Origin of the sequence: Bradyrhizobium sp. F1.4.3, from assembly GCF_040548375.1 — a bacterium.
Taxonomy (GTDB): domain Bacteria; phylum Pseudomonadota; class Alphaproteobacteria; order Rhizobiales; family Xanthobacteraceae; genus Bradyrhizobium.
Genome location: NZ_JBEPRN010000001.1, coordinates 1,384,075 through 1,407,023, shown reverse-complemented (window position 1 = coordinate 1,407,023; position 22,949 = coordinate 1,384,075). Strand labels below are relative to the sequence as shown.

The 22,949-nt window shown below is 62.4% G+C and carries 19 protein-coding genes; 10 read left to right on the top strand and 9 right to left on the bottom strand.

The annotated features are described in order from the left end of the window. Window positions 1–12: 12 nt before the first annotated feature. The 3 genes from ABIB73_RS06810 to ABIB73_RS06800 are packed head-to-tail and all read right to left on the bottom strand — an operon-like array spanning window position 13 to window position 4,465. A complete protein-coding gene (locus ABIB73_RS06810; protein ID WP_354222288.1) occupies window positions 13–1,410 on the bottom strand; it encodes a hypothetical protein in 1,398 nt (465 codons plus the stop codon). After that, the gene (locus ABIB73_RS06805; protein WP_354222286.1) at window positions 1,407–3,515 is read right to left on the bottom strand and encodes an ATP-binding protein; all 2,109 of its coding nucleotides are present in this window, start codon (window positions 3,513–3,515) and stop codon (window positions 1,407–1,409) included. Before ABIB73_RS06805 ends, ABIB73_RS06810 begins: the two co-directional genes overlap by 4 nt. Before the next feature lie 2 nt (window positions 3,516–3,517). Then, window positions 3,518–4,465 carry a DNA cytosine methyltransferase gene (locus ABIB73_RS06800; RefSeq protein ID WP_354222285.1) on the bottom strand — a complete coding sequence of 316 codons (948 nt, stop codon included), beginning with the start codon at window positions 4,463–4,465 and terminating at the stop codon, window positions 3,518–3,520. An 80-nt stretch (window positions 4,466–4,545) separates the two neighbouring features. Here ABIB73_RS06800 and ABIB73_RS06795 point away from each other — a divergent pair, with 80 nt between their 5' ends. Next, window positions 4,546–4,971, top strand: a complete 426-nt coding sequence (locus ABIB73_RS06795) for a very short patch repair endonuclease (protein ID WP_354222283.1) — start codon at window positions 4,546–4,548, stop codon at window positions 4,969–4,971. Between the two features lie 284 nt (window positions 4,972–5,255). Here the strand turns inward: ABIB73_RS06795 and frc are convergent, their stop codons facing one another. The 3 genes from frc to ABIB73_RS06780 all read right to left on the bottom strand — a co-directional run bounded on the left by frc (window position 5,256) and on the right by ABIB73_RS06780 (window position 9,099). Next, the gene (frc, locus tag ABIB73_RS06790) at window positions 5,256–6,533 is read right to left on the bottom strand and encodes a formyl-CoA transferase (protein WP_354222282.1); all 1,278 of its coding nucleotides are present in this window, start codon (window positions 6,531–6,533) and stop codon (window positions 5,256–5,258) included. 64 nt (window positions 6,534–6,597) lie between these two features. Further along, window positions 6,598–8,331 carry an oxalyl-CoA decarboxylase gene (oxc, locus tag ABIB73_RS06785; protein WP_354222280.1) on the bottom strand — a complete coding sequence of 578 codons (1,734 nt, stop codon included), beginning with the start codon at window positions 8,329–8,331 and terminating at the stop codon, window positions 6,598–6,600. Between the two features lie 75 nt (window positions 8,332–8,406). Continuing rightward, the gene (locus ABIB73_RS06780; protein WP_354222585.1) at window positions 8,407–9,099 is read right to left on the bottom strand and encodes a GntR family transcriptional regulator; all 693 of its coding nucleotides are present in this window, start codon (window positions 9,097–9,099) and stop codon (window positions 8,407–8,409) included. A 347-nt stretch (window positions 9,100–9,446) separates the two neighbouring features. Here ABIB73_RS06780 and ABIB73_RS06775 point away from each other — a divergent pair, with 347 nt between their 5' ends. The 8 genes from ABIB73_RS06775 (at window position 9,447) to ABIB73_RS06740 (ending at window position 19,745) form a co-directional block, all read left to right on the top strand. Further along, window positions 9,447–11,576 carry an acetate--CoA ligase family protein gene (locus tag ABIB73_RS06775; protein ID WP_354222278.1) on the top strand — a complete coding sequence of 710 codons (2,130 nt, stop codon included), beginning with the start codon at window positions 9,447–9,449 and terminating at the stop codon, window positions 11,574–11,576. Window positions 11,577–11,757: 181 nt separating this feature from the next. Further along, window positions 11,758–12,606, top strand: coding sequence for an IclR family transcriptional regulator (locus tag ABIB73_RS06770; RefSeq protein ID WP_354222583.1), 849 nt, complete (start codon window positions 11,758–11,760; stop codon window positions 12,604–12,606). Window positions 12,607–12,715: 109 nt separating this feature from the next. Then, the gene (locus tag ABIB73_RS06765; RefSeq protein ID WP_354222275.1) at window positions 12,716–13,516 is read left to right on the top strand and encodes an NYN domain-containing protein; all 801 of its coding nucleotides are present in this window, start codon (window positions 12,716–12,718) and stop codon (window positions 13,514–13,516) included. Between the two features lie 85 nt (window positions 13,517–13,601). Beyond that, window positions 13,602–15,404 (top strand): adenine deaminase C-terminal domain-containing protein, encoded by a 1,803-nt coding sequence (locus tag ABIB73_RS06760; RefSeq protein WP_354222274.1) that lies wholly within the window; start codon window positions 13,602–13,604, stop codon window positions 15,402–15,404. A 150-nt stretch (window positions 15,405–15,554) separates the two neighbouring features. Then, window positions 15,555–17,345, top strand: coding sequence for a glyoxylate carboligase (gcl, locus tag ABIB73_RS06755; RefSeq protein ID WP_354222273.1), 1,791 nt, complete (start codon window positions 15,555–15,557; stop codon window positions 17,343–17,345). A gap of 12 nt (window positions 17,346–17,357) precedes the next feature. Further along, entirely contained in the window at window positions 17,358–18,143 is a 786-nt protein-coding gene (gene hyi / locus ABIB73_RS06750) for a hydroxypyruvate isomerase (protein WP_354222272.1), read from the top strand. A gap of 217 nt (window positions 18,144–18,360) precedes the next feature. Continuing rightward, window positions 18,361–19,248 carry a 2-hydroxy-3-oxopropionate reductase gene (locus tag ABIB73_RS06745; RefSeq protein ID WP_354222271.1) on the top strand — a complete coding sequence of 296 codons (888 nt, stop codon included), beginning with the start codon at window positions 18,361–18,363 and terminating at the stop codon, window positions 19,246–19,248. 113 nt (window positions 19,249–19,361) lie between these two features. After that, window positions 19,362–19,745: a DUF1236 domain-containing protein gene (locus ABIB73_RS06740; RefSeq protein WP_354222270.1), complete on the top strand. Its 384-nt coding sequence runs from the start codon at window positions 19,362–19,364 to the stop codon at window positions 19,743–19,745. A 42-nt stretch (window positions 19,746–19,787) separates the two neighbouring features. Here the strand turns inward: ABIB73_RS06740 and ABIB73_RS06735 are convergent, their stop codons facing one another. The 3 genes from ABIB73_RS06735 to ABIB73_RS06725 form a co-directional block, all read right to left on the bottom strand. Then, window positions 19,788–20,165 (bottom strand): VanZ family protein, encoded by a 378-nt coding sequence (locus ABIB73_RS06735; protein WP_354222269.1) that lies wholly within the window; start codon window positions 20,163–20,165, stop codon window positions 19,788–19,790. 77 nt (window positions 20,166–20,242) lie between these two features. Continuing rightward, window positions 20,243–20,839: a thiamine pyrophosphate-dependent enzyme gene (locus ABIB73_RS06730; RefSeq protein WP_354222268.1), complete on the bottom strand. Its 597-nt coding sequence runs from the start codon at window positions 20,837–20,839 to the stop codon at window positions 20,243–20,245. Between the two features lie 8 nt (window positions 20,840–20,847). After that, window positions 20,848–21,414 carry a decarboxylase gene (locus ABIB73_RS06725; protein WP_354222267.1) on the bottom strand — a complete coding sequence of 189 codons (567 nt, stop codon included), beginning with the start codon at window positions 21,412–21,414 and terminating at the stop codon, window positions 20,848–20,850. A gap of 261 nt (window positions 21,415–21,675) precedes the next feature. Between ABIB73_RS06725 and ABIB73_RS06720 the strand changes: the two genes are divergently transcribed. Next, a complete protein-coding gene (locus ABIB73_RS06720; RefSeq protein WP_354222266.1) occupies window positions 21,676–22,725 on the top strand; it encodes a hydroxyacid dehydrogenase in 1,050 nt (349 codons plus the stop codon). Window positions 22,726–22,949: the final 224 nt, after the last annotated feature.

The following is a 22,949-nucleotide window of genomic DNA, read 5'->3' as shown; positions in this document are numbered from 1 at the left end:
ACCCAGGGGCGGTCACGCGACCGAGACATAACCTACGCGCGAACCATGCGACATGTGCGGGTTTCTGATTGCCGTGGTCGGCAGTTCACGCAATCTAAACCAGGGCGAAAACCACTGTCGTTCTGCCGCAGCATTCAACGTGACTTTTAGGCTATGATGGAAAACCAATTTAACCTCGTCGCCCGCAAATCCGGCTAGAGGCCATCTCAGCGCAAGAGTTGTCTTCGCTGACGGCGGAAGAATGGTCCACGCATCTCCACCCACCTTCATCTGGCCAATTCTTGCAGCCGGAACAACCAGTCCTCCGACAAGATGTGCGTTGCGTCTCTTGTTCTGCGCAACATCGCAGACAGGCGATATTTCAAGCAGGACCGGCCGGACGCCAGCGTACCAGTCGTCCATCTGCGCAGAATTGGTTTTGTTGCGGGTGATGCTGCAGAACGTCTTTTCCAGATGCTCACGATCAGAACCAAATACTGACAGAAAGGAGTCGATGTCCTTTGCAACATAGACAGTGCCGGGTAGATAGGGAATCGCTCCCTCCGTGCATCCAGCCGTAAGGAGAAAGCCATTCATCTTCGCAGCGATGCTGGCTTTGGTCTTGCCGGTCGGCGTGGCGCTGAGCCAAGACCCATGGACAGAAAGCGCCTTCCCGCCTCCTGCGTGTTCAAGTTGGTCCATCAAGAGCTGCGAAAGGATTGCGACGAGGTGCCCGGGCGCCGTGGCTTCGGATAGGTCGGACTCGCCCTGTGCCTTTGCGAGACGTTGAAGTACTTCTTTCAGGTGATCGTCGGTCAGTGTGGTATCTACGCCGCCCGCTGTTTCCTCCGCAAGGTCGGTCAGGCTTGCCATCAGGGCAGAGTTCGCGTCCTTGACAAGCCCGTCCCAGGTCCAGAGCAGCCCGATGGCTGGTTGGCTGCCAAGCGTCGCGGCTATCTGCTGCCGTAGCCGCTCGTTCCAATCCGCGGGGCGCTCTTCCTTCTTCGGTTTGTCCATCTCCAGAAAGATCAGGCGGTTTTTGAATTTGGGTTCTGCCTCCAGCAACGTGCGCCTGAACAATTCGGACTCTGTCTCCTGCTCGTCCGGCGGAACGCCTGCTTCCGTCACAGGGTCATCGGCATACTTGCTCCAAATGACGACGACGATTGGCGCTGTATCGGCAGATACGACGTTCCTGAAAACATTCGCAGTATGAGAGGCAGCGTCCTTCCCCAGGCTGTTGGTCAGATGTAGGTCGAGAAACACGAGTTGAAGTCGGGTGAACGGTCGAGGCGGAAGCTGCTCCAGACTCGTTCCAGGAATCCAGACCGCGCTTATGTAAAGCTCATTAAGGGCATTCAAAATGCTGTTGTAGTCATCCGGCTCGTCGTCAATGACACAAACCGATGGCGACGCGAGTTGATTGATCATGATGTTTCCAGAAATTGAAGGGCGACGACTGCTCCGTCAATCTGGTTGGGAATGTCGACGTCGCCCTTGCTGGGAAAAACAATGCGTCCACGGCTTACGCGCATAACTTCGCTGACAATATACAATCCAAGCCCCATACCACCAGCTCGGCGGGTGAAGAAGGGCGCGATTAAATCCTCGGGGTCATCTTTTCCGAAACCTGGGCCATTGTCGCCGACGACGATGGCGGGGCCTTCCTCAATATCCTCTGTGGTGCCGATGTAGAGATATTTCTGCTTGGGGTCCTTCGTCTCCAGCCAATGGATGCTGTTGTCGATCAGGTTGGTGATCGAGGCGACGAGCATCTGTTTTGAGCCGCGCACCGGGAAATCGGAGCAGTTTTTTTCCATTCCGTTGATCAGCGTGATGTGATGGCGCTGCAACCTGATCTCGGCGCTGAAGATCGCCTCCTTGATAAGGGCGCTGGCCGACGTCTTCCCCGGATTGGGATTTTTCAGGAGATTGGTGACGGGCCGCATCGCGCGATAAAGACGGTCAACCAGCTCCCGGATACGATTGGGGTCGGCGCCCGCTCGGTTTGTCGCCGCTCTCAGTTCATCGAGTATTTTCTCGGCACCATGGAGCATCATCCCAATCGTGAGGCCCGGGACCGCAGCGTGAAGAAGCTGGTCGCGGTAAATTTCCATTTCCTTTTCCGCGGCCTTCAGCTTCGGCTCAACTTCCGCAAGGACACCCTTGCGTTCCAGCACCTCGCGGACCTCCGCAAGCTTCTCAAACACGCGCTTGCCGGTTCCCTTGCCGAGAACTTCACGAAGTTTGCGCTGGTCTTTGGTTTTTTCGGCCTCGATCTGTGTGAGCATACTGATCACAGCGGCCCGGAAATCCTCGAACGCTTCGTTCTCGATGAACCCTTCGCGGTTTGTCTTTTCCCGCAGGTCTCCGCTTTTTGTCGCGTCGAGGCGCAAGGCACCCAGAATCTGATTGTTGCTGGTGCGCGCGGTTGGCGTGTTGACACGCCGGATGTCGAGGTTAAGCCAGTCGTTTCCGGGCTCTCCGAAGTCGTAGACGCGGATGCCGTCGCGATAAATCCGGATGCCGCCGTTTTCATCCAGGTAGTCTTTGAGGCCCTTCACGTCATCCGTCACATCACGGAGCACCGCGGGGTCGCGGTCAAAGAGCCAGAAGTCAAAATTCACTTTGCCGATCTTGTGCTTTGAAAGATCGAGCGCCTCGCTCTTTCTGCTGTTCTCAACCTTCTTCTGAAGCTCGACTTTCTGGCCTTTTTCCGTCGATTTCGTGAGCTGCTTTGAATGGCCCGGCGGTGGCGTGAACGTGTAGTCGAATGTTCCCGTCGCCCCCTCGAATGCCCCCCGCACATGATAGAGCGCGCACTTATTGGCATCCTCGGCGGAGAATAGATTCTGGAGCCAGTCCTCATGGCCGGGAACTGACAGCAGCACCTCGAAATCTTCGGGTCCCCGGAACGGCGAACAAAGGCTGTTGACGGCACGATAAAGCCGTCGCGCCTGGCCTCTGGTCCAGGTTTCTCGCAACCGTGTTATTTCAAAGCGGGTACCATGATTGTTGCCCTTGAACGTTTCGGGCTCACGAACCTCCAGCTCAACGCCAGCGCTTTCCAGGTCGGCCGCGCTCTCGATCGCGTCCCAATTGAAATCAAGAACAAGCTCTTCGCCGCCGCGCCTGCGTGTGATCAGGCGGATCGAGTGCCCGAGTTTATGCGCTGAAAGCCGCCCGAGACCTTTTTCGCCTAACGGGAAGCGGTGGAATTTCTTTGTCCGTTTCTCATCGTCGCGCTGCACGGCACGGAAATCAGTGGCGATCACCATCCACACATTCCGCAATGTGTCTTCGTCCATCCCGACACCATCATCTTCGACAGTGATACGTGCCTTTAACCGATCGGTCGGATGTTCAAGCGTGACGTCGCAGACGGTTGCATCCGCGTCATACGCATTTTTCACAAGTTCAAAAACCGCAAGATTGGCGTCCTTGATAAGCTGGTCGCCAAGCAGGGTCAGCAGGCGCGGTCGCACTCTGAAAATCAGTTTCTCGCTGCCGGATTTCTTTCGCGCCGCTACGGCCATGGTTATCCTGAGGTTATCGTTTCGACAATCGCCTCCATCACGGGTGGACAGACACCGTTGCCGAGTATTTTGATGTTCTCCCGTCGCGTGCCGTGGTTCATCGCGTAGTCCGTTTTGAACCCCATGGCCCGTTTCAATTCCGGTACCTGTAGCATGCGCATCTGGTGGCCGTCATCGCCCGGTTCAACCAGGGCGAAACGGTCGACGGTCGTGATGGTGCGTAAGGGGCGATCCAGGCGCTGCCAGCCGCCTCCGCCGTCCGTTCCATAGTAGACCAGCAAAAAGCTGGCACGTTTGCCCATTTCGGCAAACGCCCTTTCGGCCCGCTCCAGAGTCGGCTTCGCCCGTTTTGGGCTGAAAAGCTCGGTTGTCCCCCAGGTGCCGTCCGGGTCGAGGATGTCGTTGACGCTCTTACGCTTGCGGCGCGGCCGCTTGATCGCAGTCACCGGTTCCTCGAGATCGCAGACGACAAACAGGCGGCGGCGGCTTTGCGCCACGCCAAAATCGGAAGCATCCAGGACAAATTCCGTCAGATGATAGCCCAGATCCTCCAAGGCCTCTTTTAGTTCATCATAACGGGACCAGGGACGCATGTGGACGACGTTTTCGAGGATCAGCCAGCGCGGCTTGAACTCTCGTGCAAAGCGCAAAGCCTGCATCGCGGTAGCACGACTCTTCTCCGACCGGGGCGCGGAGCCTTTAGCGCAGGTGTGGTTGGTGCATTCCGGCGAGGCCAGCAGCAGATCAATATCGCCAATGGAGTCGTGAAGCTTTCGTGGGTTGATGTTTTCCAGGGCCTTTGTGATGGTGGTGGCTACGGGAAAATTCTCTTTATAAGTGGCGGTTGCCACTTCACAAAGATCAATGCCGCAGACAATTTCGGCCCCGGCGTTACGCGCGCCATAACTGCTCCCGCCGCCGCCACTGAAAATGTCGAGTGTCCTGGTCATTCCCCGCCCCAGCCGATGAAAACGGGGGCCAAGCTACCAGGTCCGATTCGGTCTGACCAGGTCCATAATGGAGCCGGACGATGGATGTTTTGACACCGCGACAAAGAAGCCACTGTATGTCGCGGATACGTGGAAAAGACACGAAACCCGAGATGGTTCTCAGGCGAGCGCTCTGGTCTGCCGATCTTCGCTATCGGCTGCACGTCAGGATACCAGGGCGTCCGGACATCGTGTTCATCCGAGCCCGTGTAGCGGTGTTCTGCGACGGATGCTTCTGGCACGGATGTCCTAAGCACAGTGTAAAGCCCAAAACGAATAGTTCTTTCTGGTCGACTAAACTGGCAAAGAACAAGGCGCGAGATGAAAAAGTAGATGCGGTATTGAGGGCCGGCGGATGGACGGTCATGCGGTTCTGGGAGCATGAGATTGAGGATGACGCGGCTAGGGTTGCCAGACGTGTTGCGCTGGCCGTGAGAAGGTCAGGCCGACGTAAACGCGGGACGTAAGATCAGGGTGTCTCGGATCGTTTATCGACATTTACTGCGAGCCGACTAAACGGCAATGCGTGGGGCAAGACGCTCTTTCGAATGATGGCATCATACCCCTGTTTTGCCCGACGCGTCAAAGGTATTTCGTAAAATACGAAATTCTTTTGCCGCCAATGAGTTAGCTACTGTGCATGGGGTTGTTTTTCAGTTTTTAGTTTGGGCCTGCGACCGCACGGCTTTTCCCATGCAAAAAGGGCCGCCTGATCAGGCGGCCCTTTCGTCTTGGCTTGAACCGGATCCGCTTACTCGGCGGCCTGCTTCTGCGGCGGATCGAGTGCGCCGGACTTGTGGATCTCGGCGACCTGGTGATCGCTGAAGCCGAGCACACTGCGCAGGATTTCGTCGGTGTGCTCGCCGAGCAGGGGAGAGCGCTCCACGTCGCTCGGGGAGTCCGACAGCTTGATCGGGTTGCCGACCGAGATGTACTTGCCGCGGGTCGGGTGATCGACCTCGACCACGGTGCCGGTCGCGCGCAGCGACTGGTCTTCTGCGATCTCCTTCATCGACAGGATCGGGCCGCAGGGGATGTCATCCTTGTTCAGGATCTCCATCGCCTCGAACTTCGTCTTCGTCATCGTCCACTGCTCGATGCGGCCGAAGATCTCGTTCAGGCGCGGCAGGCGAACCGCGGGCTTGGCGTAGTTCGGATCGGTCTTCCAGGTCGGCTCGCCGATCACGTCGCAGATCTTCTCCCAGACCGGAGCCTGGGTGATGAAGTAGATGTAGGCGTTGGGATCGGTCTCCCAGCCCTTGCACTTCAGGATGCGGCCGGGCTGGCCGCCGCCGGAATCGTTGCCGGCGCGCGGCACGGCGTCGCCGAACGGAATGCCTTCGCCGAACTGGCTGTATTCCCTAAGCGGGCCGTGGGCGAGGCGCTGCTGGTCACGCAGTTTTACGCGCGCGAGATTCAGGACACCGTCCTGCATCGCGGCGGTAACGCGCTGGCCCTTGCCGGAGTGGGTGCGGTGATAGAGCGCGGTGACGATGCCTAGCGCGAGATGCAGGCCGGTGCCGCTGTCGCCGATCTGCGCGCCGGTGACGAGCGGCAGGCCGTCGCGGAAGCCGGTGGTGGAAGCCGCACCACCCGTGCACTGCGCAACGTTCTCATAGACCTTGCAGTCCTCGTACGGTCCGGGACCAAAGCCCTTGATCGAGGCGACGATCATCTTCGGGTTGATCGCCTGGATCTTCTCCCAGGGGAAGCCCATGCGGTCGAGCACGCCGGGGCCGAAATTCTCGACCAGCACGTCGCACTTCTTGATCAACTCGGTCAGGACTTCCTTGCCCTTCGGGTTCTTGGTGTCGAGCGTGATCGAGCGCTTGTTGTGGTTCAGCATGGTGAAGTACAGGCTGTCCACGTTCGGGATGTCCTGCAACTGGCCGCGGGTGATGTCGCCGACACCCGGACGTTCCACCTTGATCACGTCCGCGCCAAACCATGCGAGCAACTGCGTGCAGGTCGGCCCGGACTGGACGTGGGTGAAGTCGAGAATGCGAACGCCCTCGAGCGCTTTGGTCATCGTGTTGCTCCGTACTCTGTCTGCCCCTGCACCCGGCAGGGAATAAAGGGTTGAAGGGGAGGACTTACTTTTTCTTCTGCAGAACGCTCTGCGGATTGAGGTTGCCGATGCGGCCGCTCTCCGAGCCCGCGGCGGGATCGATCACCGCGTTGATCAGCGTCGGCTTGCCCGAGGCCATCGCCTCGTTGACGGCGCGCTTCAGTTCATCCGGCGAGGTCGCGTTCACGCCGACGCCGCCGAAGGCCTCCATCATCTTGTCGTAGCGCGCGCCCTTGACGAACACCGTCGTCGCAGGATCGGCGTTGACGCTGTTGACGTCGGTGCCGCGATAGATGCCGTCATTGTTGAAAATGACGACGCAGATCGGAAGGTTGTAGCGGCAGATCGTCTCGACCTCCATGCCGGAGAAGCCGAACGCGCTGTCGCCTTCCACCGCGAGCACGGGATGGCCGGTCTCGAGCGTGGCGGCGATCGCCTGACCCATGCCGATGCCCATCACGCCCCAGGTGCCGACGTCGAGACGCTTGCGCGGCTTGTACATGTCGATGACGCCGCGAGCGAGGTCGAGCGTGTTGGCGCCCTCGTTGACGAGGATCGCCTCGGGATACTCCTTGATGACGTTCTTCAGCACGCCGAGCGCGCCGTGATAGTCCATCGGCGACTTGTTGTTCATCAGCTTCGGCGCCATCTTGGCGACGTTATCTTCGCGCTTGGACACGATCGCCTTGGTCCATTCGGCCGGCGGAGCAGTCCAGCCCGAGCCCATCGCCTGGTTGAAGGCCGAGACGACCGAGCCGATGTCGCCGACGACGGGCGCGACGATCTCGACGTTGGAGTCCATTTCCCTCGGCTCGATGTCGACCTGGATGAACTTCTTGGGCGCTTCGCCCCAGTTCTTGCCCTTGCCGTGCGAGAGCAGCCAGTTCAGCCGCGCGCCGATCAGCAGCACGACGTCGGATTCTTTCAGGACTGTCGAGCGGGCCGCGCCGGCGCACTGCGGATGCGTGTCCGAGAGAAGGCCCTTGGCCATGCTCATCGGCAGGAACGGGACGCCGCTCTTCTCGACGAAGGTCTTGATCTCCTCGTCGGCCTGCGCGTAAGCCGCGCCCTTGCCGAGGATGATCAGCGGACGTTTGGCGCTCTTCAAAACATCAAGCGCGCGCTTGATCGAAGCGGGCGAGGGGAGCTGCGCAGGCGCGGCGTCGATCACCTTGACCAGAGACTTCTGACCGGCGTCGGCGTTCATCACCTGGCCGAACAGCTTCGCCGGCAGGTCGAGATAGACGCCGCCGGGACGGCCGGAGACTGCGGCGCGGATCGCGCGGGCCAGACCAATGCCGATGTCCTGGGCGTGCAGCACGCGATAGGCCGCCTTGCACAGCGGCTTGGCGATCGCGAGCTGGTCCATTTCCTCATAGTCGCCCTGCTGGAGGTCGACGATCTCGCGCTCCGAGGAGCCCGAGATCAGGATCATCGGGTAGCAGTTGGTGGTGGCGTGCGCGAGCGCGGTGAGACCATTGAGGAAGCCGGGCGCGGAGACCGTGAGGCAGATGCCGGGCTTCTTGGTGAGGAAGCCTGCGATGCCAGCCGCATAACCGGCGTTCTGCTCGTGGCGGAACGAGATCATGCGAATGCCGGCAGCCTGCGCCATGCGGCCCAGATCCGTGATCGGGATGCCCGGCACATTGTAGATGGTGTTGATGCCGTTCAGCTTGAGCGCGTCGATGACGAGATGAAAACCATCCGTCAATTCCTGCTCGGTGCCCGGTGCTTCGGACTTGGTCGCGGTATTCAGCATGGGGCTTGTCTCCCTGGTCTCAAGGTGCCGTTTCGGCTTTGGGGGGCGAATGCTTCGCCCTTCTGGTGAACGTTGCTAGAAGAGTTCCTGACCGTGCGCTTCGACATAAGCGGCAAGGCCAAGAGTGTGGTCGCGGGCGCGCTTCTCGGCGAGGTCGGTATCGCGCGCCTCCAAGGCTTCGATCATGCCGAGATGCTCGGGCAGCGAGGTCGCGGTGCGGTCCTTGCGTCCGATCGTCAGTTGCCGGTAGCCGCGCACATGCAGCAGCAGGTCGTTGGTGAGATCGACCAGCACGGCGGATTCCGACAGCGAGATCAGCGCCTGGTGGAAGGCGATGTTGGCGCGCGAATATTCCTCGACGTGATCCTCGGGCAGGCGGTCCTTGCCAAAGTCCTTGAAGTAGTCGCGCAGCGCCGTGATGTCCTTCTTGCGCGCGGTGGTGGTGATGAGGCGCGCAGCCATGCTCTCCAGCGCCGCCCAGGCGCGGATCATGTCGACGATTTCGTTCTTGGTCCTGCGCACCACCATGATGCCGCGGCGCGGCACCGTCTTCACGAAACCGTCCTGCTCGAGCATCGCGATCGCTTCGCGGATCGGCGTGCGGCTGACGCCCAGGCGTTCGGACAGCGCGCGCTCGTCCAGCATCACCGGCTCGGGTGTCGAGTAGATGTCCATCTTGAGGATGGCTTCCTTCAAGGCGTCATACGCCTTGTTCTTGAAGCTGCTCTCCGGGGCAATCCGAACGATTGCGATGTCTGCCTCGGCCATGTTCGGCAACGCCTTGGTTGGTTTCCGCAGTGACACGACGATTCTCCTCCAGTGGGGAGTCGTCTTTTACAGGATTATTACCGGAAAGTTTTTGGCATACCACATGCCAGAATGTCAAGCTGCCTATTTTTTGCGGCGTTCCAATCGCCGCCGCGGCTTGACAAGTTGGCTTCTGGCATACCAAATGCCATCGCTAGCCATTTTTGATCCAAGCCGGCGGAGTAGTCCAGGCATTTCTGCCACTCCGTTCCGCGGCACGGAACAAAGCGCGGCGATGGCAAGTATCACGGGCAGCCGCAACACGCGCGCTTTGCAAAGCAAGAACTGAAGGTCAAGGGAGAAGCCACATGTCCAATTCCAAAGACGCCGTCCGCAAGGTCCTTGACCAGGTCAAGGCGGACAACCGCACCAGCCTGACGGCCCCCGAAGGCAAGCTGGTCTGCGATGCCTACGGCATTCCGGTGCCGAAGGAGGGCGTCGCGAAGTCGGCGGGCGAAGCCGGCAAGATGGCCTCCTCGATGGGCTTCCCGGTGGTGATGAAGATCGTCTCGCCGGATATTCTCCACAAGACCGAGGCTGGCGGCGTCATCGTTGGCCTCAAGACGGCGCAGGATGCCGAGAAGGCCTACGAGACCATTCTCGGTAATGCCAGAAAGTACAAGGCCGACGCCAAGATCGAGGGCGTCCAGGTGCAGCAGATGCTGGCCGGCGGCACTGAAGTCATCGTCGGCTCGATCACCGACGGCTCGTTCGGCAAGCTGGTCGCCTTCGGCCTCGGCGGCGTGCTGGTCGAAGTCTTGAAGGACATCACCTTCCGCCTCGCGCCTGCGACCAAGGAAGACGCGCTGTCGATGCTCGACGGCATCCAGGCACATGAAATCTTGAAGGGCGTGCGCGGCGGCGAGCCGGTCAACCGCACGGCGCTCGCCGATGTCATCGTCAAGGTGTCGCAGCTCGTCACCGATTTCCCGGAGATGGTCGAGCTCGACCTCAACCCTGTCTTTGCGACCGCCAAGGATGCGATCGCCGCCGACGTGCGCATCGTCGTCGACTTCGCCTACAAGCCCAAGCCGAAGCCGCGCCCGACCGAGGAAATCGTCGCGGCGATGAGCCGCATCATGCAGCCGAAAGGCGTCGCCGTGATCGGCGCCTCGGCCGAAGACGGCAAGATCGGCAACTCCGTGATGAAGAACCTCATCAATGGCGGCTACAAGGGCGAGATCTATCCGATCCATCCGAAGGCGCCGGAGATTCTCGGCTACAAGGCCTACAAGAGCGTCAAGGACGTGCCAGGCGTGATCGACACCGCGGTGTTCGCGATCCCCGCGAAGTTTGTCGCCGGTGCGCTCGTCGAATGCGGCGAGAAGAAAATTCCGGGCGCCGTTCTGATCCCGTCCGGCTTCGCGGAAGCCGGCGCGCCGGAGCTCCAGGCCGAGATCGTCGAGGTCGGCAAGAAGTACGACATCCGCCTGATGGGGCCGAACATCTACGGCTTCTACTATACGCCCGCCAATCTCTGCGCGACGTTCTGCACGGCCTATGACGTCAAGGGCCACGCGGCGCTGTCATCGCAGTCGGGCGGCATCGGCATGGCGATCATCGGCTTCTCGCGCTCGGCGAAGATGGGTGTGTCGGCGATCGTCGGCCTCGGCAACAAGTCTGATATCGACGAGGACGATCTGCTCGCCTTCTTCGAGCAGGACCCGAACACCAATCTGATCGCGCAGCACTGCGAGGATCTCAAGGACGGCCGCGCCTTTGCGGAAGCCGCCAAGCGCGTCTCCAAGAAGAAGCCTGTCGTCGTGCTCAAGGCTGGCCGCACTTCGGCCGGCGCCAAGGCAGCCTCGTCCCATACCGGCGCGCTCGCCGGCAATGACAAGATCTACGAGGATGTCCTGGCGCAGTCCGGCGTGATCCGTGCGCGCAGCTTGCGGCAATTGCTCGAATTCGCCCGCGGCGTGCCGGTGCTGCCAACGCCGAAGGGCGAGAACGTGCTGATCATCACCGGCGCCGGCGGCTCGGGCGTGCTGCTGTCGGACTCCTGCGTCGACAACGGCCTGTCGCTGATGTCGATGCCGCCGGATCTGGATGCTGCCTTCCGCAAGTTCATCCCGCCGTTCGGAGCGGCCGGAAATCCTGTGGATATCACCGGTGGCGAGCCGCCGATCACCTACGTCAACACGGTGAAGCTCGGCCTGTCGGACGAGCGGATCCATTCGTTGATCCTCGGCTACTGGCACACCATCGTCACGCCGCCGATGGTGTTCGCCCGCAACATGGTCGAGGTGAAGAAGGAGATGGAGGCGAAGGGCTTCGTGAAACCGATCGTCGCCTCGCTCGCCGGCGACGTCGAGGTCGAGGAAGCCGCCGAATATCTCTACCAGAACGGCATTCCGGCCTATGCCTATTCGACCGAGCTGCCGGTCGAGGTGCTCGGCGCCAAGTACAAATGGGCGCGCGGAGCAGGGCTGCTCTGAGCTGGCGACAACGTTCGCCTCTCCCCGCTTGCGGGGAGAGGCCGAATTCGAGCAAAGCTCGAATTCGGGTGAGGGGGAGCCTCCGCGAGTCTCGCTGCCTCCGTCCCTGCGGAAGCTCCCCCTCACCCTAACCCTCTCCCCGCAAGCGGAGAGAGGGGAAGAAAAACGAATGCAGGTCGCGATGAGCAAGAACGTGATCCGGCGCAAATCGCTCGAGGCCCGATCCCCGTCCGAGGCCGAGCCCGACGCACGTGACGGCGGCGTGCAGTCGGTCGACCGCGCGCTGTCGATCCTCGAGACGCTGGCCGAGGACGACGAAGGCTATCGCCTCAGCGATCTCGCCGTTCGCACCGGGCTGTCGGCCTCGACCGTGCATCGCCTGCTCGCGACGCTGGAAAGCCGCCGCTTCGTGCAGTTCGACCGCGCCGAATCCAAATGGCATGTCGGCGTCCGCAGCTTCACCGTGGGCGCGAGCTTTGCGCGGCGCCGCAATTTCACAGCGCAGGCGATTCCCTACCTGCGCAAGCTGCGCGATCTCACCCGCGAGACCGCCAATCTCGCCGTGGTCGACGACGAGTTCATCATCGTGCTGACCCGCATGGAAAGCCGCGAGATCATGCGCTCGCTGACCAAGGTCGGCGGCCGCGTTCCCATGGTAACGTCGGGCGTCGGCAAGGCGGTGCTTGCGACCTATTCCGACGAGGACGTCGGCGCCGTCATCCGCCATCACGGCATGCCACGGCTCACTGAAAAATCCATCGTTCGGCCGAGTGACCTGTTCCGGGAACTTGCAACGATCCGGAATCAGGGTTTTGCGGTGGACGACGAGGAAGCCGAGATGGGTCTGCGCTGCGTCGCCGCCGTGGTCTACAATGCGCTCGCCGAGCCGCTCGCTGCGATCTCGGTGTCCGGCCTGACCAGCCGCGTCACCGACGCTCGGCTGCCGGAGATCGGGCGCGTGGTGCGGGATGTAGCGGCGGAGCTGACGGCGGCGCTCGGGGGCGTGACGCCCGTGGTGAAACCGGCCTGAGCCGCATTTGCGGTCGGTCGTGACCTGCTGAAAGAAATCAGGTCTGGCGGCGATACCCCCGACATCGGTATATCCATCCACCGCTGTCGCGTCCTTTTTGGGGAATGTCATGCCTTCCGAGCTTCGTTCGCCCCGTCTCGCTGTCCTGATCGACGCCGACAACGCCTCCGCGAAGATTGCCGATGGGCTGTTCGAGGAGATTGCCAAGATCGGCGAGGCCAGCGTCCGCCGCATCTATGGCGACTTCTCCAATGCGCGATCCAGGGGCTGGGCCGACATCCTGTCGAAGCACGCCATCATCCCGCAGCAGCAATTCGCCTATACGACGGGAAAGAATGCCTCCGACATAACCCTGGTCATCGACGCAATGGACCTGCTTCACAGCGGCAGGTTCGATGGCTTTTGCCTGGTGTCATCCGACAGCGACTTTACCCGGCTTGCCGCCCGCATCCGCGAGCAGGGCGTCGATGTCTTTGGGTTCGGCGAACACAAGACACCGGAAAGCTTCCGACAGGCCTGCCGAAGATTTGTCTACACGGAGAACCTGCTGGCCGTCCCGGCGAACACCCAGGATGCTGCCTCAAGGTCGACATCGCTCCAGCCCCCCGATGCCGCTGCGCCCATCATCAAGAAGGTCATCACCCAGATGGAGAGCGAAGACGGCTGGGTGGCGCTCGGAGAGGTCGGCCGGCAGCTCGCCAATCTGGCTTCCGATTTCGACCCGAGGACCTTCGGTTTCCGCAAGCTGAGCGACCTCGTGCGAAAGACGAATTCCTTCGAGATTGATGAGTCCAAGGGCCGGTCGCTGCGGATTCGGGTCAAACCCGCTGCCGCACCACCGCCGAGAAGGCGGAACTTGCGCAGACCTGCGAGGTCGGGGGCAGCAGGCGGTTCAGCGCCTAAGGCGTAAGCAGGGCGTGCCGTTATATTTGAGCTTGCCCGGTTTGGCGCGGGGCGTAACCATCGCCGGGACGTAACGCCACGCGAGAGCCCCGATGACCAAACTCACCCGCTTTGCCGTCGCGCCGCTGCATGCGATGACGCGACGCCTCGCCGATGTCGCCTCCGCGCGCGTCGCGCCGGATCTCGTCGTCACGGGGGGCCGGGTGCTTTCGACCTATTCCGAGCGCATCCATCCCGGGCGTGAGGTCTGGATCACCGGTGGCCGCATTGCCGCGGTGAAGCCGGCTGGCGCTGCAAAGAGAATCTGGCGCAACGTGCCGCTCTACGATGCGGCAGGCGGCATCATCGCGCCGGGCCTGGTCGATCCGCACATCCACATCGAATCCTCGATGGTGACCGCCTGTGCTTATGCGGAGGCCGCCCTTCTCAACGGCACCACCACGATCTTCTGCGACAGCCACGAGATCGGCAACGTCATGGACGTCGCCGGTGTCGAGGCGATGCTGGAGGACGCGCGCGAGGCGCCGCTGTCGATCTTTTTGACGGTACCGTCGACCGTGCCGGCAACCTCGGCCGCACTGGAGACCGCCGGCGGCGATCTCACGCCCGACAAGATTGCCGGCCTGTTCGACCGCTGGCCGGAAGCGGTCGGGCTCGGCGAGAAGATGGATTTCGTGCCGGTCACCATGGGCGACGAGCGCAGCCACGCGATCCTCGCCGCTGCGCTGAAGCGCGGGCGGCCGGTGTCCGGCCATGTCTATGGCCGCGAATTCGTCGCGGCCTATGCGGCAAGTGGCGTCACCGATACGCATGAGGCGATCGACCGCGACATCGCCGACGATCTGCTCGACGCGGGCGTCTGGGTCTTTCTGCGCGGGGGACCGCCGACCACGCCCTGGCACTCGCTGCCGCAGGCGATCCGCACCATCACCGAGCTCGGCGCCTCGCACAAGCGCACCGCCGTGTGCACCGACGACCGCGATGCCGATGATCTCCTGCTGTTCGGCCTCGACTGGGTGGTGCGCGAAGCGGTGAAAGCCGGAATGTCGCCGGAGCAGGCCTGGTCGATGGGTTCGCTGCATGGCGCGACGCGCTTCGGCATGGACGGCGACATCGGCGGGCTCGGCGGCGGCCGCCGCGCCGATCTCGTGCTGATGGACGACAATCTCAAGCCGCAATGCACCTGGTATGGCGGCGAACTGGTCGTGGAAAACCGCAAGATCACGCCGCGGCTCGATCAGGCGTTGTCGCAGCGCTATCAATATCCGAAGGCGGCCTATGCGACGGTGAAGTTGCCGGAGAAGCTGAAGTTGACGCCGGGGCTGCCGGCGAAGGCCTGCACGGTTAATGCGATCAAGACGGCGCTGCCGGGCATCACGCTGATCCACGAAAAAGTTGCGATCGAGTCTGCAAAGGACTGGCCGTCGCTGTTCGCACGTTACGGCCTGTGCTTCGTCACGGTGGTCGAGCGCCACGGCAAGTCGGCCGGTAATGTCGCCTATGGCCTGCTGAAGGATTTTGGCCTGAAACGCGGCGCGGTCGCCTCCAGCGTCGGGCATGACAGCCACAACATCATCATCGCCGGAACCAACGAGCCGGATATGCATGTGGCGATCGCGGCCATCAAGGAGCAGCAGGGCGCGGTCTGCGTCGTCGCCGACGGCAAGGTGAGGGCACTGGTGCCGCTGCCGATCGCCGGGCTCTTGTCCGACAAGCGCGTTACCGAGGTGGCCGAAGAGGTCAAGGTTCTGAAGAAGGAATGGGCGGAGGCGGGCTGCACCATCCCCTACATGGGCTTCAATCTGATTCCGCTATCGGTCATTCCGGAAATTCGCATCACCGACAAAGGCCTCGTGCTGGTGCCGCAGATGGAGCTGGCGCCGCTGTTCGAGTGATTGCTTTCACGCATCTCCCGATCTAACCGATTGAAGCGTCCACTGTTTTTCCGCGGCTGCCGCATCGTGGAAAATAAAATCGATCTCGTTGAGCGCAGCTACTGCGCGCCTGATGATCACCCTCGCTGACGCAACCGAGCGAGGTCCGATATGTCGAAGATGCGAGCTATCGATGCAGCTGTGCGCATCCTGGAGAAGGAAGGCATCTCGACTGCCTTTGGCGTTCCCGGGGCTGCGATCAATCCGCTTTACTCGGCGCTGAAGAAGCGCGGCTCGATCCGCCATATCCTGGCGCGCCATGTCGAGGGCGCTTCCCATATGGCGGAGGGCTATACGCGGGCCAAGGCCGGCAATATCGGCGTCTGCATCGGCACGTCGGGGCCGGCCGGGACCGACATGATCACCGGGCTCTATTCGGCGATCGCCGATTCCATTCCGATCCTCTGCATCACCGGGCAGGCGCCGCGAGCGCGACTCTACAAGGAGGATTTTCAGGCCGTCGATATCGAGTCGATCGCAAAGCCCGTGACCAAATGGGCGGTCACCGTGCGCGAGCCCGCGCTGGTGCCGCGGGTGTTCAGTCAGGCTTTTCATGTGATGCGTTCGGGCCGGCCCGGGCCGGTGCTGATCGACATGCCGCTCGACGTGCAGCTCGCCGAGATCGAGTTTGACGACGAGACCTACGAGCCGTTGCCGGTCTACAAGCCGACCGCGACTCGCAAGCAGGTCGAGAAGGCGCTGGAGATGCTCAATGCCGCCGAGCGTCCGCTGATCGTCGCGGGCGGCGGTGTCATCAACGCCGATGCGTCCGATCTGCTGGTGGCGTTCGCCGAAATCACCAACGTGCCTGTCGTGCCGACGCTGATGGGGTGGGGCGCGATCCCCGACGATCACGTGCTGATGGCGGGTATGGTCGGCCTTCAGACCAGCCATCGCTACGGCAACGCCACGATGCTCGAGTCCGATTTCGTGCTCGGCATCGGCAACCGCTGGGCCAACCGGCACACCGGTTCGGTCGAGACCTACACCAAGGGCCGCACCTTCGTGCATGTCGATATCGAGCCGACGCAGATCGGGCGCGTGTTCAACCCCGATCTCGGCATCGCCTCGGACGCGAAGGCCGCGCTCGAGCTCTTCGTCACTGTCGCCAGGGAGTGGCGGCGGTCAGGCAGGTTGCGCGAGCGCCAGGCGTGGCCCGCGGCCTGCCGCGATCGCAAGCGTTCGATGCTGCGCAAGAGCCATTTCGACAACGTCCCGATCAAGCCGCAGCGCGTCTACGAGGAGATGAACAAGGCCTTTGGCCGTGACACCACCTATGTCACCGTGATCGGCCTGTCGCAGATCGCCGGCGCGCAGTTTTTGGGCGTCTACAAGCCGCGCAACTGGATCAATGCCGGGCAGGCGGGGCCGCTTGGATGGACGTTGCCGGCGGCGCTCGGCGTGCGCGCGGCGTGCCCGGATCGCGACATCGTCGCGCTCTCTGGCGATTACGACTTCCAGTTCCTGATCGAGGAGCTCGCGGTCGGCGCGCAGTTCAACCTGCCCTACATCCATGTCGTCGTGAACAATTCCTATCTCGGGCTGATCCGCCAGGCCCAGCGCGGCTTCGACATGGACTACCACGTCCAGCTTTCCTTCGAGAACATCAACGCGCCCGAACTCGGCGGCTACGGCGTCGACCACGTCGCCGTTGCCGAAGGCCTCGGCTGCAAGGCGATCCGCGTCACCGATCCCAAGGACTCGCAGGCTGCGTTCGCAACCGCGCGCGAACTGATGGCAAAGCACCGCGTGCCCGTGGTGGTCGAATTCATCCTCGAACGCGTCACCAACATCGCGATGGGAACCGAGATCGACAATATCGTCGAGTTCGAGGAAGTGCTTGACCTGCCGCTCGATGAGGTCGGGACCGCGCGGGCCGGCGTGCTTCAGCCGGCGGAATAGGGGGATAGCATCATGCCGAAGTTTGCCGCCAACCTCACCATGCTCTTCAACGAGATGCCGTTTCCCGATCGCTTTGCTGCGGCGAAGGCGGCGGGCTTCACCGGGGTCGAATATCTCTTCCCCTATGATTTCGAAAAGGCACTGCTGCGCGAGCAGCTCGATAGCCATGGCCTGACGCAGGTGCTGCACAACCTGCCGGCGGGCAACTGGGCGGTGGGCGAGCGCGGCATCGCGATCATGCCCGATCGCGTTGCCGAATTCCGCGACGGCGTGTTCCGCGCCATCGACTACGCCAAGGCGCTCGATTGCGAGCAGCTCAATTGCCTCGTTGGCATCGCAGCAGTGGACGCCGACCCGCGCGAGCTTCAGGAGACGCTGGTCGGAAATCTGCGCTTTGCCGCCTCGACGCTGGCGCGGGAGAACATCAAGCTGCTGGTCGAGCCGATCAACACGCTCGACATTCCCGGCTTCTTCCTCAACGGCACCGAGCAGGCGGTGCGGCTGATCTCCGAGGTGCGCTCGAACAATCTGTTCATCCAGTACGACATCTATCACATGCAGATCATGGAGGGCGATCTCGCCCGGACCATGCAGGAATATCTGCCCCAGATCGCCCACATCCAGCTCGCCGACAATCCCGGCCGTCATGAACCGGGCACCGGCGAGATCAACTATCCCTTCCTGCTCCGCCACCTCGACGCAATCGGTTATCGCGCCTGGGTCGGCTGCGAATACAAGCCGCGCACCACGACGCTGGAAGGCCTGTCCTGGCACGCGGCGCAGACATTCGAGACCTGAGAGCATAGCCACAGCGACGATGCGCTCCCTCTCCCGCTTGCGGGAGAGGGCTGGGGTGAGGGTGTCTCCACGATGAGCTTCGCTGAAATGCGCGGAGGGAATCCCAACGCGGAAAGAACCCTCACCCGGCGCTGCGCGCCGACCTCTCCCGCAAGCGGGAGAGGTGCACCGAGCGCGCGGATGAAATTTCACTAATGCAACTGAGAGAGTTCAAATCATGATCGATATCGGCTTCATCGGACTTGGCACCATGGGACGGCCGATGGCCGGCCATCTCCTGGCGGCAGGCCATCGCGTCCTCCTGCATGATGTGGCGCCGGTCGCGCCCGAGCTGATCGCAGCCGGCGGCATCGCCTGCAAGTCCAGTAAGGAAGTGGCGGAGGAGGTGGATGCCGTCATCATCATGGTGCCGGATACGCCGCATGTGGAGGCCGTGCTGTTCGGCAAGGACGGTGTTGCCGCCGGCATCTCCAAGGGCAAGATCGTCGTCGACATGAGCTCGATCTCGCCGCTGGCGACCAAGGAGTTCGCGAAGAAGATCGAGGCACTGGGTGCGGATTATCTCGATGCGCCGGTGTCCGGCGGTGAGGTCGGTGCCAAGGCTGCGAGCCTCACCATCATGGTCGGCGGTCCCGAGCGCGCCTTCAACACCATGAAATCGATCTTCGACAGGATGGGCAAGAACGTCACCCGCGTCGGTGCCAATGGCGATGGCCAGACCACGAAGGTTGCGAACCAGATCATCGTCGCACTGACGATCGAGGCGGTCAGCGAGGCGCTGCTGTTCGCATCCAAGGCCGGGGCCGATCCGGCGCTGGTGCGGCAGGCGTTGATGGGCGGCTTTGCCTCGTCGCGAATCCTCGAGGTGCACGGCGAGCGTATGGTGAAGCGCAATTTCGATCCGGGTTTTCGCATCGAGCTGCACCAGAAAGATCTCAACCTCGCGCTCGAAGGCGCGCGCGCGCTCGGCCTGTCGCTGCCGAGCACGGCGGTGGCGCAGCAATTGTTCTCGTCCTGCACCGCGCATGGCGGCAAGGGCTGGGATCACTCGGCGATGGTGCGCGCGCTGGAACTGATGGCGGGGCACGAGATCGCCGCGGCGTAAGTGTTACGCAGTAACACTCTCCAGATTTGGCCTGTCTTTCGTGGCGCGGGAACCGGAACAGGGTCCGCCCCCGTGGGTTGAGATTGCATGACAATTACTGGAGACATAAGCACATGAAAACCCGTCTTGCGATTTCGTTGGCTGCAGCGTCGCTGCTGGCGTCGAGTGCAGCCGTTGCTCAATCGACGACCGAAGAGGGCGCCAGGAACGGCGCACGCGCGGGCGGCGATATCGGTGGCCCGGTCGGTGCGATGGTTGGCGGCACCGTCGGTGCGGCCGTCGGCGCGGGCCTCGAAATTCCGAATGCGGTTCTGGGTGGAATCCCGCGCGATGATTCCGTCGTGGTCCGCGAGCGCATCGTGGTCGGCGAGCCGCTACCGCCGACCGTGGTGCTGCGTCCCGTTCCGAATTACACCGAGTATCGCTACGCGGTCGTGAACGATCGTCGCGTGATCGTCGAGCCGCGGACGCGTCGGGTGATCAAGATCATCGACTGATCGACGCGGTGAATGTTTTGGAAAGTCGGGCCCTGCGGAGCGTCACTCCGCGGGGCCTTCGCTTGTGACGGCGGGGTTTGCGCGCAACTGCGTCAGGACCCAATCGGCTGCGGCTGCCAGCGCAAAGCCGATACAGGCCGTGGCGGCATCGACCACGAAATCGTCGAGCCGTGCATGCCGCCCCGGCGCCCAAAATTGCATCAGCTCGAGCAGGCCGATCAGGATCACCGCGATCGCCGCGGTCGCTGGGCGGCGCTGCCGGTAGGCGAGGCCGAAGGCCAGCCCGACCAGAATGAAGGCGAGCGCATGTTCGCCATCCTGGCCGAGGTCGGAATGAGGCCGCAGGCTCGGCGGTCCGAGGGTTGCGAATGTGACGGCGGCTGCGAGCAGCCAGGCAATCGAGCGAGTGAAAATGGACATCCGGTGCGGATAGCACGGATTTGCAATGGGCTGTCGCGGTGCCCGGATCAGATCGCCGTGTAGTTAATGACGAAACGTTAAAGTGGTTCGCGCACACCGAGGCCGTGCATGAAGCGCTCCCGGATCTGCACGGGATCGCGGCGGGTGGCGCCGACGCCTGGCTTGTCGTCGATGCGGACGGCGATCAGGCTGGGCTCGGCAGCCGACATGGCTTCGTCGATGAGGCGCTCGAAATCCTCCTCGTCCGCGGCCCAGGCGCTCCTGGCAAGGCCAGAGCCAGTGGCGATGGCGACGATGTCGGCGACGTGGGCTGCCGGCGTCGGCTGCGCGCCGGTGATCTGGTAGATGCCGTTGTCCATCACGATCATGATGAGGTTCTTCGGCTTCAACATCGCGATGGTCGAGAGCGCGCCGAGCTGCATCAACAGCGAACCGTCGCCTTCGAGCGCGAAGACACGGCGCTCGGGCTGCGCCAGCGCGACACCGAGCGCGATCGGGAAGGCGAGACCCATGCTGCCGAGCATGTAGAAATTCTGCGGGCGGTGGCCGGCGGCCCAGAGGTCGAAATTGGTGTTGCCGATGCCGCCGATCACCGCTTCCTCGTGCTTGAGCTTTGCGATCAGGCGCGAAGTCACATCGAACCGGTTCATCACCTTGGTGTTGCGCGTGTCCATCGCCGACCTCACTTGTCGAAAGTCTTGCCGCCGGTGAGCAGCGGGTTGAGGATCAGCGCCACCGGCGCCTGCGTGGTCACGGCCTGCTTGATCGAGCGGTCGGCGATGAATTCGAGCTCGTCGAGCCGGGTGATGGTGTGATGCTCCAGCGCCAACGAATCCAGCACCGGGCGCATAGTGCGGCAGACCAGCGACTGGCCGTAGTTGAACTCGCCGAGCGTGCCGCGCTCGGAGACGAACATGATCAGCGGGATCTGGTAGGGCACCGCGAGCGAGGCGAGCACGTTGGCAAGCGTCGCGAAACCCGAGGTCTGCATCAGCACCGCAGCCCGCCGGCCGCCCATCCAGGCGCCCGAGACGATGCCGACGGCTTCTTCCTCGCGGGCGGTGGCAAAGGTGGTGAAGAAGGGGTCGGCGTGCAGGTTCTTGATCAGCGGCGTCAGCACGCGGTCGGGCACGTAAGGGACGAGGCTGATCTCGTTCCGCTTCAGGGTTTGCAGGACGATGCCGTGCCAGCTCTTGTCGCTGGACGCCTGCGCCGCCTGGGGCGAGGTCTGCTGTTCCGCAATCGCCATTGCGTTCTCCCTTCTGCCGCGCATGCTTCTTGGTCTTGGCCGTTTGATGTTGGGCCGTCGCGGCGGTCTGCCGAACTTGACGGAGCGGGCGGTTTTGTCAACATGCCCCGGCCGGCACCGTGATCTGCGCCAGACGGCCTGCCGTGGACCGGCACCGTCATGTCATAAGTGGCGGCAACGAAAAAAGCGGGAGGGACGCATGGAAGGGGCGCGCGAGGCGCCGGCCTTGCGGATCTCCTCGAGAGAGCCGGAAGGGTCCTGATGTCCGTCAACAGCAAGCGCGTCTTCTACGTCAAATATCTGGCCAATCCGATCTATATCGACATCCTGAAGGCGCGGCCCGACGTCCGGCTCGATCGCATCGAGAACGACAGCCTGGAGGACTTGTACGCACCGATCCTGAACGCGGCCCATGTCTACCAGATCGGTGCGGCCCGCGACGAGCTCGCGCAGCATTTCCATGTCGATGCCGCCTTCCTGAAGCGGACGCCGAATTTGCTGCTCGTCTCCAGCAATGGCGCGGGCTTCGATCCCGTCGATGTCGAGGCCTGCACGGATGCGGGTGTGCTGGTCGTCAACCAGTCCGGCGGCAACGCGCATTCGGTCGCCGAGCATGCGCTGGCGATGATGCTGACGCTATCCAAACGCATCATCCAGTCCGACCGCCGCCTGCGCCGGGAGCGCGACGTCAACCGCAACGAGTTCGTCGGCAACGAGGTCGAACACAAGACCGTCGGCATCATCGGGCTCGGCAATGTCGGTCGCCGCATCGCCGCGCTGTGCAAGGGCCTTTTTGGCATGACGGTGCTGGCCTATGACCCGTATTTGTCGGCCGAGGTGATGGCCGAGCGGGGTGGGGAGAAGGTCGAGCTCGATGAACTCCTGCGGCGTGCAGATTTCGTCTCGATCTCCTGTCCGCTCAACAAGGGCAGCCGCGGCATGATCAGCGTCCGCGAATTTGCGCTGATGCAGCCGCACGCGTACTTCATTACCACGGCGCGTGGATTCATTCACGACGAGGACGCGCTGCTCCAGGCGCTGCGCGACAAGCGCATTGCCGGTGCCGGCCTCGATGTCTGGTCCAAGGAGCCACCGCCGCCGGAGCACCCGCTGCTTCAGTTCGACAATGTGCTGGCAAGCCCGCATACCGCAGGCGTGACGATCGAGGCGCGCCAGAACATGGGCCGGATCGCGGCCGAGCAGGTGCTGGACACGCTCGACGGTAGACGCCCGCCGCGGATCATCAATCCCGAAGTCTGGCCGGTTTATGCGGAGCGCTTCAAACAGGCGTTCGGGGTGACGCCAGGATAGCCCTTTTGTCATTCCGGGGCGATGCGCAGTATCGAACCTGGAATCCATTCATTCACGGACCTAGCCGCCCGATGGATTCTCAGATGCGCAATCGCGCATCATAGCTCGCGCGGCGCGCGCCCCGGAATGACAAGGCGGCCGGAAACCAGGCCTGACTTTGATCCGCGTCAAAATCTCCTTCCCCGGTTCGGGCTAAATGGGATTAGAGTGCCGCCGGGGCAGCA